This window comes from Erythrobacter sp. K21-9 (genome assembly GCF_055808355.1).
Genome location: NZ_CM147866.1, coordinates 160251 through 180020, shown reverse-complemented (window position 1 = coordinate 180020; position 19770 = coordinate 160251). Strand labels below are relative to the sequence as shown.

Annotated in this window: 18 protein-coding genes and 1 pseudogene; 9 read left to right on the top strand and 10 right to left on the bottom strand. The window is 63.0% G+C overall.

The genetic code is table 11. The features are described from left to right. Nucleotides 1-14: 14 nt before the first annotated feature. From AC0L39_RS00960 to AC0L39_RS00950, 3 genes are all read right to left on the bottom strand, one after another. Nucleotides 15-464 (bottom strand): MaoC family dehydratase, encoded by a 450-nt coding sequence (locus AC0L39_RS00960; protein ID WP_473259997.1) that lies wholly within the window; start codon nt 462-464, stop codon nt 15-17. A 133-nt stretch (nt 465-597) separates the two neighbouring features. Continuing rightward, the gene (locus tag AC0L39_RS00955) at nt 598-1998 is read right to left on the bottom strand and encodes a putative O-glycosylation ligase, exosortase A system-associated (RefSeq protein ID WP_473259994.1); all 1401 of its coding nucleotides are present in this window, start codon (nt 1996-1998) and stop codon (nt 598-600) included. An 18-nt stretch (nt 1999-2016) separates the two neighbouring features. Further along, nucleotides 2017-2202: a hypothetical protein gene (locus AC0L39_RS00950; protein ID WP_473259992.1), complete on the bottom strand. Its 186-nt coding sequence runs from the start codon at nt 2200-2202 to the stop codon at nt 2017-2019. Nucleotides 2203-2306: 104 nt separating this feature from the next. Between AC0L39_RS00950 and AC0L39_RS00945 the strand changes: the two are divergent. From AC0L39_RS00945 to AC0L39_RS00920, 6 genes and pseudogenes are all read left to right on the top strand, one after another. After that, a pseudogene (locus tag AC0L39_RS00945) lies at nt 2307-3574 on the top strand (TIGR04063 family PEP-CTERM/XrtA system glycosyltransferase). A 43-nt stretch (nt 3575-3617) separates the two neighbouring features. Then, entirely contained in the window at nt 3618-4328 is a 711-nt protein-coding gene (locus tag AC0L39_RS00940) for a hypothetical protein (protein WP_473259990.1), read from the top strand. Between the two features lie 10 nt (nt 4329-4338). After that, nucleotides 4339-4875, top strand: a complete 537-nt coding sequence (locus AC0L39_RS00935) for a hypothetical protein (RefSeq protein ID WP_473259988.1) — start codon at nt 4339-4341, stop codon at nt 4873-4875. Between the two features lie 257 nt (nt 4876-5132). Beyond that, entirely contained in the window at nt 5133-9773 is a 4641-nt protein-coding gene (gene gltB / locus AC0L39_RS00930; protein ID WP_473259986.1) for a glutamate synthase large subunit, read from the top strand. Next, nucleotides 9773-11209 carry a glutamate synthase subunit beta gene (locus tag AC0L39_RS00925; protein ID WP_473259983.1) on the top strand — a complete coding sequence of 479 codons (1437 nt, stop codon included), beginning with the start codon at nt 9773-9775 and terminating at the stop codon, nt 11207-11209. The genes gltB and AC0L39_RS00925 overlap by 1 nt, the downstream gene beginning before the upstream one ends. Before the next feature lie 240 nt (nt 11210-11449). Beyond that, entirely contained in the window at nt 11450-12811 is a 1362-nt protein-coding gene (locus AC0L39_RS00920; protein WP_473259981.1) for a carbohydrate porin, read from the top strand. 105 nt (nt 12812-12916) lie between these two features. On the opposite strand, the gene AC0L39_RS00915 is transcribed toward AC0L39_RS00920, so the two are convergent. The 4 genes from AC0L39_RS00915 to ung form a co-directional block, all read right to left on the bottom strand. Then, entirely contained in the window at nt 12917-13045 is a 129-nt protein-coding gene (locus tag AC0L39_RS00915; protein WP_473259979.1) for a hypothetical protein, read from the bottom strand. 71 nt (nt 13046-13116) lie between these two features. After that, on the bottom strand, nt 13117-13971 hold the full coding sequence (locus AC0L39_RS00910; protein WP_473259977.1) for a TIGR00341 family protein: 855 nt from the start codon (nt 13969-13971) through the stop codon (nt 13117-13119). A gap of 172 nt (nt 13972-14143) precedes the next feature. Next, nucleotides 14144-14470 (bottom strand): TraR/DksA C4-type zinc finger protein, encoded by a 327-nt coding sequence (locus tag AC0L39_RS00905; protein WP_473259975.1) that lies wholly within the window; start codon nt 14468-14470, stop codon nt 14144-14146. Between the two features lie 32 nt (nt 14471-14502). After that, the gene (gene ung, locus AC0L39_RS00900) at nt 14503-15189 is read right to left on the bottom strand and encodes a uracil-DNA glycosylase (protein ID WP_473262453.1); all 687 of its coding nucleotides are present in this window, start codon (nt 15187-15189) and stop codon (nt 14503-14505) included. Between the two features lie 100 nt (nt 15190-15289). On the opposite strand from ung, the gene AC0L39_RS00895 reads away from it, so the two are divergent. The 3 genes from AC0L39_RS00895 to AC0L39_RS00885 are packed head-to-tail and all read left to right on the top strand — an operon-like array spanning nt 15290 to nt 17177. After that, entirely contained in the window at nt 15290-15910 is a 621-nt protein-coding gene (locus tag AC0L39_RS00895; protein ID WP_473259972.1) for a ribonuclease D, read from the top strand. Between the two features lie 25 nt (nt 15911-15935). Further along, a complete protein-coding gene (gene lptC / locus AC0L39_RS00890) occupies nt 15936-16601 on the top strand; it encodes an LPS export ABC transporter periplasmic protein LptC (RefSeq protein WP_473259970.1) in 666 nt (221 codons plus the stop codon). Between the two features lie 60 nt (nt 16602-16661). Further along, nucleotides 16662-17177 (top strand): LptA/OstA family protein, encoded by a 516-nt coding sequence (locus AC0L39_RS00885; RefSeq protein WP_473259968.1) that lies wholly within the window; start codon nt 16662-16664, stop codon nt 17175-17177. Nucleotides 17178-17212: 35 nt separating this feature from the next. On the opposite strand, the gene AC0L39_RS00880 is transcribed toward AC0L39_RS00885, so the two are convergent. The 3 genes from AC0L39_RS00880 to holA all read right to left on the bottom strand — a co-directional run bounded on the left by AC0L39_RS00880 (nt 17213) and on the right by holA (nt 19764). Further along, entirely contained in the window at nt 17213-17782 is a 570-nt protein-coding gene (locus tag AC0L39_RS00880) for a sugar transferase (protein WP_473259966.1), read from the bottom strand. After that, nucleotides 17758-18615: a hypothetical protein gene (locus AC0L39_RS00875; protein WP_473259964.1), complete on the bottom strand. Its 858-nt coding sequence runs from the start codon at nt 18613-18615 to the stop codon at nt 17758-17760. The genes AC0L39_RS00880 and AC0L39_RS00875 overlap by 25 nt, the downstream gene beginning before the upstream one ends. 108 nt (nt 18616-18723) lie before the next feature. Then, nucleotides 18724-19764, bottom strand: coding sequence for a DNA polymerase III subunit delta (gene holA, locus AC0L39_RS00870; protein ID WP_473259962.1), 1041 nt, complete (start codon nt 19762-19764; stop codon nt 18724-18726). Between the last annotated feature and the right edge of the window lie 6 nt (nt 19765-19770).

Below are 19770 nucleotides of genomic sequence, written 5' to 3'. Positions count from 1 at the left end.
CTGTGCCGGTTGGCTCAGACGAAGTACTGAGTGATCCACTCGCAGATCAGCGCGGGCTTTTCCTCGCCTTCGATCTCCATCGTGATCTCGGCGGTCTGCTGCCACTGACCGGGGCGCTTCTCGATCATCTCGGTGAGCTTCCAGTGGCCGCGAATGCGCTTGCCTGCGCGGACCGGTGCGATGAAACGGGTTTTGTTGCCGCCATAGTTCACGCCCATCTTCACGCCGTCGATCTTTGGCGTGTCGCTGTTTGCGCCGAGATACGGGATCATCGACAGGGTGAGAAAGCCGTGTGCGATCGTGCCGCCGAACGGCGTCATCTTGGCGGCTTCCTCGTCGATATGGATGAACTGGTGATCGCCGGTCGCATCGGCAAATTTGTTGATGCGGTCCTGGCTCATCTCGACCCATTCGCTGGTACCGATGTTCTCGCCTACCTTGGCGGCCAATTCTTGCGGGGTCATGGGGGCTCTCCTCGTGCCTTATCGCCGAGCGGCATCCCGCCGCGCAGCCGGTTTACGTTTACGTTATATGGCCCGCTACATGGCAGGCGAGGAAGGTTCATGCAATGCGCCAGACGCGCGCGCTGCTATGCCGTTACGGCATCGCCTGCGCTCTCGGCTTCGTTTGCGGTACGATGCTCTGCTGCTGGCAGGGGAAGGCACTTGCCCATGCGGCAATCTGGCGCGCTGCAGAATCGATCCTTCGGCAATAGGTATGAAGGCCGATCTGGAGACCGATGATCATCAGCATGACCGGTTGGTAGGCGATCCCCTGGAACAGCGCGCCGGTGACATAGACCAAAGTGGCAAGTTTCAGGCAGGCGGCCATCGGCGCAATCCATGCCTCTTCCTCGCCCTCGCGGTCCTTCCACCGGTGGCGAACCCGCTCCATCTGCCACACGCCTAGGCCTTGCAGCAGCAGCCACAATGTCAGGCCGGGATAGCCCTGTTCGCCCAGCAGCTCGAATATGGCCGAATGATAGGCGCGCGCCTTATCGGTAACCTCGCGGTATTCGATCGCGGTCGTTGAACCGGTTTCCACCCTCACGGGCAATTCATAGGTGAAGCTGTTCCCGCGATAGGCGTCGAAACCGCCGCCGGTGGGATTGCGTGCGGCATAATCGAGGGTCCACTTCCACACCGCCATCCGGGTCGAAGCGCTTTCATCGCCGCTGGGCTGGGTGATGGTCGCCATGCGCTCGTAATAGCTCTGCGGCAGGAACGGCAGCGCCGCGAGCCCAACCGCCGCACCCGCCGTCAAAAGCATCATCCGCCGCTTCGTATAACGTAGCACCAGCAAAGCCAGCACCGCGATGCAGACAAGGCCGGTGCGCGCCTCGGTCCCGATCGGCACCATCAGGCAGGCAAAGATCAGCAGCGCGGCAAAGGCGCTCACCATCCAGTGCGGCCTGAAGATCGTGCCGTAGCGGGTGAACCACGCAATCAGCGGCACCAGCGCAATCGAGACCGTCGCCAACGTGGAGCTTTCGTAGATGCCGCTGTTGTCGTTGACGAAGAATTTGAGGTTTTCATACCCGCCGCCACCCAGCACGGTCTTCATGCCGGTGCCGATAACGATTGTCGCGATCGACAGGACCAGCACGAGCGCCAGCGCCTCGATCCGGGCGCGCGTTGTCAGCGTGAGCGGCAGGAACAGCGCAAACAGCATCGCTTTCCACACCCAGTCCCATTTCGTCACCGCGCTATCCGGGAAATCGGCATTGCTCGTCGTCCACCAGCAATAAAGCAGCAGCGCGAGGATCAGCCCCTGCCGGAATGAGAAGCGCGCGCCTTCCTTGCGGTCGAGCAGAAGCCAGCCGCCGAAAGCCGCCGCAAAGGCGATCAGCGAAATCTGGAGATCGGTGATGATCGTGTAGCCGATCCGCTGCGGCGCGATGATGTCGATATAGACATACAGCAGCACCCACAGGAACGGCCGCCTCAAGCCGAGCAGCAGGACGTAGAAGATGAAAGCGAGGAAAACGAGATCGAGCATTACTGAGGCTCGCTCCGCTCATCGATTTCCCTGTTTCTCGCTGCCGCGCGCCCGGTGGCGCTGGTCTCTTTGCGGCCAGCCAACTCGTGCCGATTTCAGCTCTTCGATCAACGGGTCCGCATCCAGCCCTTCGCGCAGGAACAGGTGCCAGAAGGCGTATGCCAACAGGCCGTGTCCTATCGTGAGGGCGATGTAATCGATCATGCGTTTGCAGGCGTCCAGGCTTGAGGCGCAGCTCCGCGCCCAGATTGCGCCTTAACGGAACGCAGTTGACGCTCCGTTAAGCACATTCGTGGCACAGGTTCTGCATGACCAGGGTTCTGCATGTCCTCGACCACTCGCTGCCGCTGCACAGCGGCTACACTTTCCGCGCGCGCGCCATCCTGAAAGCGCAGGAAGCCGCCGGATTGGAAGTGCGCGGTATCACCGGACAGCGCCATCAGGTCGAGGCCCCGACCGATGAGGATCACGAGGAAGTCGACGGGCTCACCTTTCACCGGACCGCCGGCCAGCCATCGGGGCCGGCGCTGGTTAGCGAAACGCGCGAGATCGCGGCGCTTTCGGCCAGCATCAGGAAGCTCGCACGCGACTGGCGGCCCGAAATTATCCACGCGCACTCGCCCTCGCTGTGCGGCGCGGCAGCCTATCGGGCAGCGCGCGCGCTTGGCATCCCGCTTGTCTACGAAATCCGCGCTTTCTGGGAAGACGCCGCGGTCGGTAATGGCACCGGGACAGAAGGGTCAGCGAAATATCACCTCACACGCGGGCTGGAAACGCAGGTGGTCAAACGCGCCGATGCGGTCTTCACGATCTGCGATGGCCTGCGCGGCGACCTGATCAAGCGCGGCATATCGCCGGGCAAGATCGGGGTCATGCCCAATGGCGTCGACCTCTCGCTGTTCGGCGAGCCGCTACCCCGCGACGATGCGCTGGCCGCTGAGCTTGGTATCGAGCCGGGGACTCCGGTGATCGGCTATATCGGCAGCTTTTACGATTACGAGGGCGTCGACGACCTGATCGCGGCAATGCCCCGGCTTCGCCGCGCGCATCCCGGCGCAAGGTTGCTGCTGGTTGGCGCAGGCGAGATGGACGAAGCATGGCGCACTGCGGCGGCGGCATTGCCCGATCCGCAAGCAGTGATCTTTACCGGTACCGCGTACCCCATGCCGAGGTCGAGCGCTATTACTCGCTGATCGACGTGCTGGCCTATCCGCGCAAGGCTTCGCGTCTCACCGACCTTGTCACGCCGCTCAAACCGCTCGAGGCAATGGCGCAAGGCCGCATCGTCGCGGCCTCCAATGTCGGCGGGCACCGCGAGCTTGTCACGCATGGCGGAACCGGTTTCCTGTTCGCGCCGGACGATCCCGAGGCCTGCGCCGAGGCGCTGGGCGACTTGCTGTCGTCGCGCGAAGAATGGGGCACCGTTCGCAGCCAGGCGCAGCAGCATGTCCGAACCCGGCACGACTGGGCAGTGAATGTTCAGCGTTATCTAAGCGTTTACCAAGCTTTGCTAAGCGAGAATGCGCGCGGAAACCGGGCAAAGCCCGCTCCGCAGCACAAAAAGATACGGGCCTAGAAGCGCGCGAGAAACGCGCTTCACCTTCTGAAGCAGGGGCGAAATGCGTAATATCAGGAAGCGGATCGCAGAACGTGAAACGGGTGAGGCCACGGCCAACACCCCAGCGAACGCGTCCGCACCGGCAGCGGCCGAAGCCGCTACAAGAAAGAACAAGCGCGCAAAGCGCCCCAAGCAGCCTTCGGTTGCGGCTCATCCGGCGTTTACCCCGATGCTGACAGCGTGGGGCGCCTTGCTGCTCGGGCTGTCGGTTCTCGCAGCACCGGAGCAGCTTGCGCTGCGGTTTGAAGCTGCGTCAGGGGTACGAAACCTCGGCGGCGCGATGGTCTTCGTCCTCGCAGGTATCGCGGCGCTGATCGGCGGCATCGCTGCGTTTGCAGCAGCGGCACTCCTGAAACAGCGCCTGGCGGGCCCAGCCGGCCATATACTTGCAAGAAAAGCGTCGGCAGCCGTCCAGCCTATCGACCCGGCGACAGAACTTGGCAGCGACAGTTTCGACGCGCCGATCGAAACCGAGCCATTTGCCGCAATCACCGGCCAATCCTTGGTCGAAGAGGACGCTGAACAGGCGGCGGAGCGCAATGCCACGCATGCGCCGACATTGGGTGCGCTTGCGGAGCGGGCACACGAACACGCGCCTGCTCACCCGCTCACCGACGACGATATCGCTGACCCAGAGCCAGATTGCCTGACCATGCGCGACTTCGAATCGGCGCTGCGTTCGGTACGACGAAGGCCAGACACAAGCGAGTGATATTCCGGGCTTGCAAGCGCCCGCCCTTCACGAAAGCCGCGAGGGTCCGCGCGATATCGGCCTGACCGAATTTGCCGGGATGGCCGGGCGCAATGCAGTCTGGGTTCACGAACAACCGGACGAAAGCGCTCCGGAAGCACCTGCCGAACCGGACCCCGCAGTCGACGATCAACCTGAAATCCTGGCCGAAGCCGGGCCCGAGCAGGTCGCCGATATCCCGGAGCCGCGTCAGCCCGCTGCCCTCACCAAGCTGCGCCAGATCCCGCCCGACGAACTGAGCCTGATCCAAATGGTCGAGCGTTTCGCCGCCGCCCTGCATGAGCGGCAGAATGACGAGCGCGCTCACCCGCACAGGCCGAAATCGCCCGACCGCGATGCTCCGCTCGCCGAAGCGCTCAAGGCTCTAACCATGTTCACCGACGGCGCATTCGAGGGCGGCGAAGCAAATGCTTCACCAACAGACGCCGCGCAAAGTGAGCTTGGAGACACGACCCGCGACCTGCGCGAGGCGCTCGCCAAGCTGCAAAAGCTGCGCGGAGCGGCCTGACCGGGCCCTTCGAAAGGCGGCGGCACGGCGACACTGCGAAAGCGATCGCACGAAATGCATAGCTGATGCTTACCTATGCGTAATAAAACTTCGCCCTTCGCGGTTGCAAAATCACAAATCCGTCGGCAATAGGAGTGTGAAACGAAGCGCGGTCCGGGCTGCCCGCCCGGTGCGCTCGACATTCTGCCGGTGCAGGAACCGCGTGGCGAGGCCGCGGCGGTCTCAGGCATTGGCATCTGACAGAACGGATTTTTTCCATGGGACAGCCCACCTCCCAGGGTCTCTACGACCCCGCCAACGAACATGACGCCTGCGGAGTAGGCATGGTCGCCCATATCAAGGGCGAGCGCAGCCATTCGATCATCGAGCAATCGCTTGAAATCCTTGAGAATCTCGACCACCGCGGGGCTGTGGGCGCTGACCCTCTGCTGGGCGATGGGGCGGGATTGCTGATGCAGATCCCCGACGCTCTGATTCGCCGCTGGGCGCGCGAAAAGGGCCTGACGCTGCCCGCAGAGGGCAGTTACGCCGTTGCGATGTGCTTCCTACCGCAGGACGATGCCGCGCGCGAATTCGTAATCGAACGATTCGAAAAACTCGCTGCCAAGGAAGGGCAGAACGTCATTGGCTGGCGCACCGTCCCGACCTCAACCGATGGTCTGGGCAAGGCAGTGATCGATTCGATGCCTGTCATCCAACAGGCGATCATCGTGCGCTCAGAGGATTGCGCGGATCAGGACGCGTTCGAGCGCAAGCTGCTCGCGATCCGCAAGCAAACGCTGAACCCGCTCGCCAAACTGGCCAAAAAGCACGGCATCCCCGGCCTGACCGAAACCTACCTGCCGAGCCTTTCAAGCCGCACGATCGTCTACAAGGGATTGCTGCTCGCGACGCAGGTCGGCAGTTTCTACGATGACCTCAGCGACCCCGAATGCGTTTCCGCCTTCGGCCTAGTGCATCAGCGCTTCTCGACCAACACGTTCCCCAGCTGGCGGCTTGCCCACCCGTTCCGCTTCATCGCGCATAACGGGGAGATCAACACGGTTCGCGGCAATGTGAACTGGATGAACGCGCGCCGCCGGACAATGGAAAGCGACCTGCTGGGTCCGGACCTCGACAAGATGTGGCCGATCATCCCGCACGGCCAATCCGACACCGCCTGCCTCGACAACGCGCTCGAATTGCTGATCGCGGGCGGATACAGCCTCGCCCATTCGATGATGATGCTGATACCCGAGGCGTGGAACGGCAACGAACTGATGGACCCCGAACGGCGCGCTTTCTACGAATATCACGCCGCGCTGATGGAACCGTGGGACGGCCCTGCCGCCGTCTGTTTCACGGATGGCCGCCAGATCGGAGCAACGCTCGATCGCAATGGCCTGCGTCCGGCGCGTTTCTGCGTGACCAAGGACGATATCGTCTGCCTCGCTTCGGAAAGCGGCGTGTTGCCGTTTGCCGAGGACAGCATCGTGCGCAAATGGCGACTCCAGCCCGGCAAGATGCTGCTGATCGACCTCGAACAGGGCCGCATCATCGAGGATGACGAGCTGAAAGCCGACCTCGCCGCGTCCAACCCGTTCGCCAAATGGCTTGAGCAGGCACAGGTCAGGCTCGAGGACATTCACGATATCGAGCCGGAACTGTCCGAGCTTCCCGAAGCCAAGACCACGCTGCTCCAGCGCCAGCAGGCATTTGGCTACACGCAGGAAGACGTCTCGCGTTTTCTCGAGCCGATGGCGATCAAAGGCGACGATCCAATCGGGTCGATGGGGACCGACACGCCGATTGCGGTTCTGTCGGACAAGGCCCGCCTGCTTTACGATTATTTCAAGCAGAACTTCGCGCAGGTCACCAACCCGCCGATCGACCCGATCCGCGAGGAGCTGGTGATGAGCCTGCTGTCGATGATTGGTCCGCGCCCGAACCTGCTCGGTCACGAGGCCGGCGCGCACAAGCGGCTCGAGGTGGAACAGCCGATCCTGACCAATGAGGATCTGGCGAAGATCCGCTCGGTCGAAGCGGTGGTCGATGGCGCATTCCGCTGCACCACGATCGACACGACCTGGGACGCGAGCGCCGGGGTCGAGGGGATCGAACTGGCGATCAGGGAAATGTGCTGGGCCGCGACCGAAGCGGTGCTGCAGGACCAGAATATCCTCGTACTGTCGGACCGCGCGCAGGACGAAAACCGCGTGCCGATGCCCGCGCTGCTAGCAACCGCGGCGGTGCATCATCACCTCGTGCGGCAAGGCCTCAGGATGCAGACCGGCCTTATCGTGGAAAGCGGGGAGCCGCGCGAAGTGCACCATTTCTGCGTGCTCGCCGGCTACGGTGCGGAGGCGATCAACCCTTACGTCGCGTTCGAAACGCTCGAGGATATCCGCGCACGCAAACATGCAGCCATCCCGCGCGAAGAGGTCGAGCAAAATTTCATCAAGGCCATCGGCAAGGGCATCCGCAAGGTCATGTCGAAGATGGGAATCTCGACCTACCAATCCTATTGCGGCGCGCAGATCTTCGACGCAGTTGGTCTGTCGAGCCAGTTTGTCGAGAAGTACTTCACCGGCACAGCGACCACCATCGAAGGCGTCGGCCTCGATCAGGTGGCGGAGGAAAGCGTGCGCCGACACGCGCAGGCTTACGGCGACAATCCGCTCTACAAGGGCATGCTCGATGTCGGCGGCATATATCAGTACCGCCTGCGCGGCGAAGAGCGCGCCTGGACGCCCGCCAATGTCGCGCAATTGCAGCATGCGGTGCGCGGTAACGACGCAGCCAATTATGAGGAATTCGCCAAGTCGGTGAACGAACAGTCCGAACGGCTGCTGACCATTCGCGGCCTGATGGAGCTGAAAAAAGCCGATGAACCGATCGCGCTGGATGAGGTCGAGCCGGCGAGCGAAATCGTGAAACGGTTCAGCACTGGCGCGATGAGCTTTGGCTCGATCAGTCACGAAGCGCACTCGACGCTTGCCGTGGCGATGAACCGCATTGGCGGGCGCTCCAACACCGGCGAAGGGGGCGAGGAACCGTTCCGCTTCAAGCCGATGGACAACGGCGATTCGATGCGCAGCCGGATCAAGCAGGTCGCCAGCGGCCGGTTCGGTGTGACGACCGAATATCTCGTCAATTCGGACGATATCCAGATCAAGATGGCGCAGGGCGCTAAGCCCGGCGAAGGCGGACAGCTGCCCGGCCACAAGGTCGACAAGCGCATCGGCGCGGTGCGACACTCGACGCCGGGCGTTGGCCTGATCTCGCCGCCGCCGCACCACGATATCTATTCGATCGAAGACCTCGCACAGCTGATTCACGATCTGAAAAACGTAAACAACGACGCGCGCATTTCAGTGAAGCTGGTGTCCGAAGTCGGCGTCGGGACGGTTGCCGCAGGCGTGTCCAAGGCGCGCGCCGACCACGTCACCATTTCGGGCTATGACGGCGGGACCGGCGCATCGCCGTTGACCAGCCTTACCCATGCGGGCAGCCCGTGGGAGATCGGCCTTGCCGAAACGCAGCAAACCCTGCTGCTCAACGATCTGCGCAGCCGCATCGCGGTGCAGGTCGATGGCGGGCTGCGCACCGACCGCGACGTCGCGATTGGCGCTCTGCTGGGCGCGGACGAATTTGGCTTTGCCACCGCGCCGCTGATCGCTGCCGGGTGCATCATGATGCGCAAATGCCACCTCAACACCTGCCCGGTCGGCGTTGCCACGCAGGACCCGGAACTGCGCAAGCGCTTCACCGGGACGCCAGAGCATGTGGTGAACTACATGTTCTTCGTCGCGGAGGAACTGCGCGGCATCATGGCCGAAATGGGATTCCGCAGCGTCGAGGAAATGGTGGGCCGGGTGGACCGGCTCGACATGACCCGAATGCACCGCCACTGGAAAGCGCGCGGCATCAACCTGTCGCGCCTGCTCCATGTGCCACAGATCGAGGAAGGCGCGCCGCTGCAAAATACCGAAAGCCAGGATCACGGCCTCGGCGCGGCGCTCGACAATACGCTCATAGCCGACGCGAAGGGCGCCATCGAAGCGGCGAGGCCCGTGCAGCTCGATTACGAGATCCGCAATGTGAACCGCACGGTGGGCGCGATGCTTTCGGGCGAGATTGCCAAGGCGCACGGCCATGAGGGCCTGCCGGTGGATACCATCCGCATCAACCTGACCGGGGTTGCGGGGCAAAGCTTCGGCGCATGGCTCGCGCACGGCGTCACGCTCGACCTTTCGGGCGATGCCAACGACTATGTCGGCAAAGGGCTGTCGGGCGGACGCATCATCGTGCGCCCACCGGACGGCGTTCCGCGCGATGCGAGCGAAAACATCATCGTCGGCAACACCGTGCTTTACGGTGCGATTGCGGGCGAGGCGTTTTTCAGCGGCGTCGCAGGTGAGCGCTTCGCGGTGCGCAATTCGGGCGCCATCGCGGTGGTCGAAGGGGCGGGCGATCATGCCTGCGAATACATGACCGGCGGCGTTGTCGCAGTGCTCGGCAAGACGGGCCGCAACTTTGCCGCGGGGATGAGCGGCGGGGTCGCTTACGTCTATGATCCCGACGGCAATTTCAGCGAGCTCGTGAACCATGCGCAGGTCGATCTGGAAACGATCTCTGCCGAGGCCGACGCGGAGGAAGGAACCGGACGCCCCGCGCAGCGCCCACGTTCCGTACACGATTTCGGCATGGGCGACATGCTGCGTCACGATGCAGAGCGCCTGCGTATCCTGGTGGAACGCCATCAACTGCACACGGGAAGCGCAGTTGCAGGGGAGATGCTTGCCAACTGGGACACAGCGCTGGGCCACTTCGTCAAGGTGATGCCGCGCGATTACAAAGCTGCGCTCAAGGCTCTCGAAACCGAACGGCGCGATGCCGAAATGGAGGCTGCCGAATAATGGGCAAGGATACCGGGTTTCTCGAAATCGAGCGGCGCGAGCGCGACTATCTCGATCCCAAGGAACGGCTGAACAATTACCGCGAATTCGTCGTCCAGCCGGACGATGCGACGCTGGCCGGACAGGCCGCGCGCTGCATGGATTGCGGCATTCCCTATTGTCACAATGGCTGCCCGGTGAACAATCTGATCCCGGACTGGAATCACCTCGTCTACGAGAGCGACTGGAAAAACGCGCTCGACCTGCTGCATTCGACCAACAACTTCCCCGAATTCACGGGCCGTATCTGCCCCGCCCCGTGCGAGGCGAGCTGCACGCTCAACATCGTCGACCAGCCGGTCACGATCAAAAGCATCGAATGCGCGATCATAGATCGCGGCTGGGACGAGGGCTGGGTCACGCCGCAAGTGCCCGATAAAAAGACCGGCAAATCGGTCGCAGTCGTCGGGTCCGGTCCGGCTGGCATGGCCTGCGCCCAGCAACTCGCGCGCGCCGGGCACAGCGTTACCCTGTTCGAAAAGAGCGACCGCGTCGGCGGATTGCTGCGCTACGGCATTCCCGACTTCAAGATGGAAAAGCACCTAATCAGCCGCCGCTGCATCCAGATGGAGGCCGAGGGGGTCGAGTTTCGCACCAGCAAGGAAGTCGGCGTCGATGTCTCGTTCAAGAGCCTCGAGGAAAACTTCGATGCCATCGTGCTGTCGGGCGGTTCGGAAGATGCCCGCGCGCTTGCCATCCCCGGCGCAGAAATGCCGGGCGTTCGGCTCGCGATGGAATTCCTGACCCAGCAGAACAAGCGCAATGCCGGCGACGATGAAGTGCGCGCCGCGCCGCGCGGCAGTCTGCTGGCAACCGGCAAGGACGTTGTCGTCATCGGCGGCGGCGACACGGGCAGCGACTGCGTCGGCACATCCAACCGGCAGGGAGCAAAAAGCGTCACGCAGCTCGAAATCATGCCCAAACCGCCCGAGCGCGAAGACAAGGCGCTGACCTGGCCCGACTGGCCGCTGAAACTGCGCACGTCTTCCAGCCACGAAGAAGGCGTCGAGCGCGACTGGGCCGTCCTGACCAAGCGCGTGATCGGCGACGGAGAGAAAGTGACCGGTCTCGAATGCGCGCGGGTCGAATGGAAAGACGGTCAGATGCAGGAAGTCGAAGGCAGCACCTTCACGATCCCCGCCGACCTGATCCTGCTCGCGATGGGTTTTGTCGGACCCAAGAAAGCCGGACTGCTCGAACAGGCCGGGGTCGAGCTGGACGAGCGCGGCAACGTGAAGGCCGATACGGATCGCTATGCCACCAGCGCCGAGAACGTGTTTGCTTGCGGCGATATGCGGCGCGGGCAAAGCCTTGTCGTATGGGCCATTCGCGAAGGCCGCCAATGTGCACGCAGCGTCGATGAAGCGCTGATGGGTGCGACCCAATTGCCGCGCTGACCGGACAATTGCGGTCATAAAACGGCGCTATGAAGGTTAGCAACGCCTTACCGCGCAGCCAGTAATTGGCGGCAAATGTCGCTTGGCTACAATCCCGGCTGCAATTGATGCTGGAATAGTCCTGCTTGATTTGAAGGGGTTCCGTTTGACGACTTTGGCGCGGGCGGGTCACTTCAGGGGGCTAAAAGTATCAAGAAGACGGCAGGGCCAGGAATAGGCCCTGACAGTCAGGGCGGGAAAATGACGGTCGCACATTCGTTTACAACACGGACCAGGCTGCTGCGCGGGACGAACCTTGTGGCTGCGGGCGCGCTCGCTTTCGCCTCAGTCGGCCCAGCTCTGGCAGACGGTGCCCGGTCCGATCTGGCTTCCGATTTCGATGAAACCTTCACTGCTTCATCGGAGCGCCAGCGCAGCGAAGCCATCGTCATCGCCGACAGCCGCGCGCCCCGCAACGATCCGCTCGCGCAGGTCGCGCCCGCATCCCCGACCGCTCCTGAAAAACAGTCCGGCCCCATCGATGCGCGGATCGTCGCCTCGCACTTCCTCGACATGCCGGTCGCCGGCGATGCCGCCGATACGCTGCGTTATGCCGGGCGGGTCGACGCGTATGTCGATGTCAAAGGCCGCGCTTTCGGGCTCGATGACAGTTTCACGCTCACCATCCGCCCTGAATTCACATGGGGCGAGGATTCCAACGGCACGATCGGCCTCATCCCCAGCAACACGGCCTTGTTCCGCGGCGAGGATGCGGGCGATTTCGACCTCTCGGTCAGCGTATCGAAGCGCTGGAATTCGGGCGCGAAGCTGACCGTGGGCAAGGTCAACGTGCTCGATCTCGGCGGAAAGTTGCCGGTGGTGGGGAGCGACGGGCATTACGGGTTCCAGAACCTCAGCTTCGCCTTGCCCCCATCTGCCGTTATTCCCAACACCCTGACCGGCGCGATGCTCGAGGTGCCGACCGAGAAGGCGCTGTACCGGCTGTGGGTGTTTGACCCGGATTCGCAATATGAGCGCACCGGGTTCGAGACCGGTTTCGAAAGCGGCGTCGGCTTTCTCGGTTCGATCACGGTTCCGGTCAAGATCGGCGGCGCACCGGGCTATTATGCGCTGAAACTGACCGGGTCGACGCGCGACGATATCTCCTCGTCCAACCTGCCCGCTGTGCTGATCCCGCCGCCGGGTACCAGTTTCGGCAACACGCGGGGCGAATTCGCCGCCGTGCTCGCTGCCTACCAGTTCGTGAAGCTCTATCCCGAGGCACCGGGCAAGGGCTGGGGCGTGTTCGGACAGGTTTATACCTCGCTCGGCGACCCGACTTTCCTCGACAAGAGTGGCTTCTTCGGCGTCTCGGGCAATCCCCGCAGCCGCCCGCAGGACCGCTTTGGCGCGGGCTATTTCCGCTACTCACTGACCGATGAACTGGTCGATGTCCTCGCCCCGCGCCTCGCGCTGGAGGACGAGGAGGGGATCGAAGTGTTCTACACTCTCGGCATCGCCGACAGGTTCGAGGTCACCGCCAACGCACAGGTCATCGACAGCGCCGTCGCCGCGCGCGACACCGGCGTACTGGTTGGATTGCGGCTGACGACAGGGTTTTGACCGAGCGGGGGTCCGCTTGCGGACCGATTGCGGGCATTCGGCACGAACTGCGTTAGAATGCCATTGAGCTGACGCGCATGCCTCGAAACGTGGCGGCAGCCAAATTCACATCTGCCCATTGATGAAATCGAGAACATTATCCCACGATCCGAACCCCAGGAATATTCGGCCCGCCATCATCGACATCATCGCGATTAAGAGGAAGCCCCAAACCGACAGAATACCGCCGGTCATTCGCCAACTCTTGGGAGGCAGGCCTTGGAACAGGAAAGTGGCTATGCCAGCGACGTTCACGCACACCAGGTTTACCGCAAAAAGGAACAGAGCATTGGCACCGGCAATGGGAAAGTCGGCACCAATGTAAATGCCAGCGGTACCGTCAGGGGCGGTACCAACGCAACTGCAATCATCACGCCCACAAGTGCAAGTGATGCTCCTCGGCTAAAGGCAAGCACTCCTGCCGCTCCACATGCGAGCGCCAGAGCGACGTCGGCTGGTTGGACCATCGTACGGTTCTTGAGTTCAGGTATGAGGGGATCGATCTCGACGATTAGACCAAGTGCGCACCCTGCTAGCACAGCAAGAAGGCATCCGGTCATCAAGGTAAATGCCGCCTGCTTGCCCAACATGCGATCGCCTACCGTAGCTGCCAAAGCTAGTCCCATTGTCGGACCTAGCAAGGGGGCAATGATCATGGCGCCGATTACGACGGCTGTTTGACCGCTCCGCATTCCGAGGCCCGCTATGACAGCCGACAGCGTAACAGTGAGAAGATAGGAAGGCCTTACATGCAAGCTCTCCTCGATATCGTCGTAAAGTTCATCGGTGCTAAGCCGGTCACGACTGAAGAAACGCTCAAGCGCCGTCGGCGGGGAAAGCTCGCCGTCGAGCGGCAATTCAGTTTCGGGCGTTTCGTCGATTGGCGGAAGCACTGCCTCAATCTGTTCTACATAGGCCGTAAATTGAGGGTTATCTGCGAAAGTCGCACTAAGCTCGGTCAATAGACGGTCCGTATATCGCTGCTGAACAATGCAACTGAATTTCTCAAGGCCGCCGGGCACGGCTTCGCGCCAGAACCGCCTCGCATGCTTTTGCAAAACTTCTTCAAGCTGCCCGATATGGGTCTCCGGCAAGTAAATTTTGACAATGCGTGCGGACATGGGGCCTCATCCAACCGATGGTTGCTTGCATTGTGCGCCACCAACTGCTGATCACCAAATTCTCAACCGGTATAAGACACGTCTTGATGCCAGTGCCGGTCGAGAATGTATCTTCGGGCATTTCCGCTCCCCACCCAATGGGGGCCGTAGGACTGACATCGCATACTGGGCATCAGCCAGCACACCCCACGCAGACCGCTACGCTCGGATCGTGCTGCAATCGCTTCGCGGCAATGTCCTCGCCGCAGCTCACGCAATATCCCCATTCGCCTTCATCCAGCCGCGCGAGCGCTGCTGCGATCCGCGCGCGCTCTTGTGCGCGGCGGCGCTCCTGTGCCTGCGCCATCGCCTGCTGCTGCATCGCGTCCATCCGCGAAAGCCTGCCGACGCTGTCCTGTTGCAGGGTCACCGGCGCGCGGCCTTCGGCGCTGATGCGGTCTTCTTCCGCAAGCTCAGCCTGGCGCGCGATCAGCGCCGCTTTCGCTTCCTCTTCGGTCATGCCCGCTCTCTCACGGTTCAAGAGTGCGGCGCTTACAGCCGCCAGTCAATTGCGCCTCGGCCATGCGCTTCGAGAAAAGCGTTGGCCTGGCTGAACGGGCGCGATCCGAAAAAGCCGTTATACGCCGAAAGCGGGCTGGGGTGCGGGCTGGTCAGGACGAGGTGGTGATCGCCCGACCCAAGGGCTCTGACCCGTCCCGCTTTCTTGCGCGCATGGCTGCCCCACAGGATGAACACGGTCGGATCGCCTCGCTCGGCCACAGCCTCGACCGCGGCATCGGTGAGCGCGTCCCAGCCGCGCCCGGCATGGCTACCGGCCTGCGCAGCCTCGACCGTCAGCGTATTGTTGAGCAGCAGCGCGCCTTGCCGCGCCCACGGCGACAGGTCGCCTGCCCGGGGCCGCTCGATCCCGAGATCGCTCTCCAGCTCCTTGTAGATGTTCAGCAGCGACGGCGGCACCTTCACTCCGTCCCGGACTGAAAATGCCAGCCCATGCGCCTGGCCCGGCCCGTGATAGGGATCCTGCCCGAGGATCACTGCGCGCACGTCCTCGAGCGGGGTCATCGCAAGCGCTGCCAGCCGCTCACCGCGCGGAGGGTAGATGGTCTTGCCCGCATCCTCCTGCGCCCGCAGCCAGCCGCCCAGCTTGCGCGCCTCGGGCGTCGCCAGCGCCGGTTCGAGCGCAGCGCGCCAGCTTTCGGGGATATCGTCATGGGCCATGCCCGCGCATGGTACACCGGACGAGGCGCGCCGGGCCACTCACCCCTTTCGCTCTATCCCCCCTTTCCCTCCATCTCTATGTGGCGTAGGGCTGCGCCATATGGCCGTACATTTTCATGAAGAAGACCTGCCCGAAGGCGTGCTCCAGGGGACTGCGGCGCTCGCCGTGGATACCGAGACGATGGGGCTGATCACCCACCGCGACAGGCTGTGCGTCGTCCAGATTGGCGACGGGACGGGGGACGAGCATCTTGTGCGCTTTGCCCCGGGAAGCGACTACGAAGCGCCCAACCTCACCGCGCTGCTGGCCGACCAGAGCCGCACGAAACTGTATCATTACGGTCGCTTCGATCTTGCCGCGCTCCAATATTATCTCGGCGTGATGGCCGCGCCCGTGTTCTGCACCAAGATCGCAAGCAAGCTGGTGCGCACCTATACCGATCGGCACGGGCTGAAGAACCTGACCGACGAGCTGCTGAACGAAAGTATTTCCAAGCAGCAGCAAAGCTCCGACTGGGGCGGGCCCGATTTGAACGAGGCGCAGCGCGAATACGCCGCCTCCGACGTGCGGTTCCTTCACCGGCTGCGCGATGAACTGACCAAGCGGCTGGAACGCGAAGGGCGGATGCACATTGCACAAGCGTGTTTCGATTTCCTGCCGACCCGCGCCGAGCTCGACATTGCGGGCTGGTCGGAGAACGATATTTTCAGCCACTCCTGAAGGGTAAGGGTTTTTCGGGTTCGCCATGGTTCTCAAGCGCCGCATTGAAACGAGTGAAGCGAAAGAGCTGCGCAGCAAGCGGCAGCATTTTGCCGCGCCCGGCGGATCGCATGACAAGCTGGTCGGCTTCCTCGCCCGCGCGCTCCCGCTGGGAGTAGGAGTGCTGGCCGCGCTGATGGTGATTACCCCGCTCAGCCCGCGCGGCGAAGTCAGCTTCCTGCTCGACCGCAACAAGGTCGCGGTCATCGATGAACGCCTGAGCGTCGACAACGCCATGTACCGCGGGCGCGACGACAATGGCCGACCGTTCTCGATCAGCGCGGGCGAAGCGGTCCAGCGGTCCAGCGCCGAGGGTCTCGTGCGAATGGACGAGCTGATTGCCCAACTGCTGCTGCCCGAAGGCCCTGCCCGCCTGACCGCGCCCGGCGGCGTCTATGACATCGATCGGGAGGTCGTGTCGATCAATGGCGCGGTTCGGCTGAGAGCCGCCGATGGCTATGCGATGATGGCGCGCGGCGTTTCGGTCAATCTCGAAGAGCGCACGATGAGCGGCGATGACGGCGTGGAGGGTGAGGTGCCAGCGGGCACGTTCTCGGTAGACACGATGCGCGCCGATCTGGGCGAGCGGACAGTGACGCTAGACGGGAATGCCCGGCTCAGAATGATTCCCGGCAAATTGAGGATGCCATGACAGCGACAACCAGCAACGCTCCGAAAACAAAACCGCTCGGTACGTATCGCCTTTGGCTGGATGGCGGGCGGGTTTGCGCTGACTGCGGCGCTCGCCGGGGGGATCGGCCTGCAGGCGCAAGGCATCGCGTCGCACAACACGCGCGCGCCAGTGACCTACGATGCCGGGACCATCGAATTGCAGGACCGCCAGAACCGCGTCACTCTATCGGGCGGCGTGATCGTAACGCAGGCCGGCCTGACCGTCCGCTCGAACCGGATGCTGGTGAATTTCACCGACGATGGCTCGCTCGATATCCAGCGCATCACCGCAACCGGAGGCGTAACTGTCACGCGCGGCAACGAACGCGCATCGGGCGGGGTTGCGATCTATGACTTCAATCGCCGGATCATCACGATGGCAGGCGATGTCAGCCTGCGCCGGGGCACAGACACGCTCAATGGCGGGCGCCTGGTGATCGATCTGCAAAGCGGCGTGTCGAGCGTCGATGGACGGCCCTCTGGCGGGCCGGGTGAAGCCGGGTCTTCGGGCGGGCGGGTCACCGGAACCTTCTCGGTCCCCCAGAACGACGATTGATCCGAGCGGGCGCGGCTGCGCTCCCGGCACTGACCCTAATACGCGTTGTCGTGGGTCAGAACCCAGATCGTCCGGAATGTAATCTCCAGATCGCGCCGGAGCGACCAGCCGGCGATATATTCGAGGTCCGATTGCAGCCTGTCGGTCAGGTCTTTCTCCCGCTCGGTTGCGCCGCGATGGCCGCGCACCTGGGCCAGCCCGGTCAGGCCCGGCTTGAGGCTGTGACGTTGCCAGTACTGCCGGTCGACCTCCCAGAAGAACTTGTTGTTCGCCCGGCTGCCCAGCGCATGAGGACGCGGACCCACGATCGACATCTCGCCGCGCAACACGTTGATGAGCTGCGGTAATTCGTCGATGCTCGTGCGGCGAATGAAGGCGCCGATGGGGGTGACACGGTCATCATCGCGCGAGGTTGAGCGGTCGCCGTTTCCGTCGAGCCGCTCTTCGCGCATGGAGCGGAATTTCAGCAAGTCGAAAAACTGGTTGCTGCGCCCCAGCCTGCGCTGGATGAACAGGACCGGCCCGCCATCTGCCAGCTTGATTCGCGCCGCGATGAACAGCAGCAGCGGAGAGAGCACGATCAACCCCGCAAGGGCGGCAACCACATCGAAGCGCGCTTGGCGATCCGGCCGCGCAGGCCGAGCGGACCGGTCGAAATGACCAGCGTCGTGCGATCCGGATCTTCATAGCGGTGCGCGCCCAATGCGCCGAGGTCATGCGCAGGCTCGCTCACGATCTCGCCATGAACGCCGGACGATTTGAGCAGGAATGCCCAATCATGCCGCCGCGACCGGTGGCAGCTGACCACGACCTTGTCCTGGTTGCGCAGGAGCTTGCCGAGGCGGTCAAGCATGAAGGGATCGTGGCTTGCCGGGTCGAGACCGTATCCTTGCGCTCCGATCACATTGGCAGTGGCAAGCGCGAATTCAGGGCCGCCATCCTGGATGACGAGGAAGTTGCGCGTCTTGCCCTGCCAGAAATAATCGATCGCCCTGCGCAGCAAGTAGCGCGAAGCCACCAGCAGGACCGCCGACAGGATCAGGCCCAGCGTGACCCCGATGCGGGAAAACTCCGCAGTCGACTTGGTATAGAACGCAACAAAGCTGACCAAAGCCGCTGCCACCGCCAGTGCAGTCAGCGCCTGCCGCGCGGCAAATATCCAGTCGCGCAGCGCGCGCGCGCCATAGGACGCATTGTAGAGCGCGATCGTGAAATAGAGCGGCAGGATGGTCTGGGCTGCGATCAGGGCCCGGTTCTGCCACCAGAAACCGTCATAAACGAAAGCTGCCGTCACAAATGCCACATGCAGGAGAATCGCATCGGCCAGCAGCATCAGGGTGTAGGTGCGCAAACGTCTCCGCTCGAGCGAAGGCGCGATCTTGACTGCAAGCCGATCAGGCTTGGTCGCATCGATCAGCGGACCCGTAAGCTTATTCATTCGGCAATTGCCTTGGTAAGCGCGATTATTTAGGGTTAACCCCTAAGCTGCGTTTACGCACATTTGCGTAGATATTGCGACTGCGAAATGGCGGTTTTTCCTAAAAATTCACCGTTTCACCGCAAATCTTGCAATTTCCACAAGGTCTTGCGCGAGCAGGAGCTCCGCCGACTGGCTGTTTGAGAGCAGGCTGCGGTGCAACGCAACAAGGCGCGGGATCAGCCGGTCAAGCTTTTTCCGGTGCCAGCGCGCAAGCTGCTGACGAATGTCGCGCTCTTCCTTCCAGAAGATGCCGAGCTGCGCTTTCTCGCCCTTGCTCAGATTGTCGAACGATCCGCGCGGCCCCAGCCTCGCCGTGATCTGAGCCAGTTGCGCCGCGCGCCGCTCCAGCGCGAGCAGCAGGCCGACCGGGTTGAGGCCGAGCTCGCGCATGCGCCGCACTTCGGCGGAAAGCCGGTTGACCTCGCCTCCCATCACCGCGTTGACAACCGGCTGGAACCCGTCCTCCTCGGTTGCCGCACCAATCTGGGCGTAATCCTCCACGCTGGCCGATTTGGGCGATTGAGGATCAGCATCGCAATAGAGCGCGAGCTTGGTCACTTCCGATTGCGCCAGCCGGACATCGAGGCCCGCCGCGCGCGCGATCCGCTCCGCGAGATCGCCGCCCAGCCTGAGGCCCGCCGCATCGGCCATTGCCCGCACCGATGCAGCAACGCTCATCATGTCGGGCGGGTAGAACATCGCCACCAGCGCATCCTTGCGCTTGTCGAGCAGCTTGGCTGTGCGGGATTTGTCGGTTGCCGAGGTAGCCACGATCAGAACCGGGGCCGCATCGCCGCCGCCCGCTTCACCGGTTTCGATAAGAGCCTTGACCGCATCGTGCGCTTCGTCGCCGCTGGCGCGGACAAGGATGTGGCGCGTGTCTCCGAACAGCGATCCGGAGCGTGCCTCGTCCCCCAGCATGGCCGGATCGCGGCGCAGGTCCGCTCCGGCGATATCGACCCGCTCGCCCGGATCGGGCAATGCTTCGACGATCTTTGCCGCAGCAGCAGAGGCTCCGGCCTCGTCCGGTCCGCAAAAGAAGAAGATGCTCGCTGTGTCCGCGCCGCGCGGCAGGCCCCGCGCAAAGTCTTTCTGCGTGGCCTTCATTGCTGC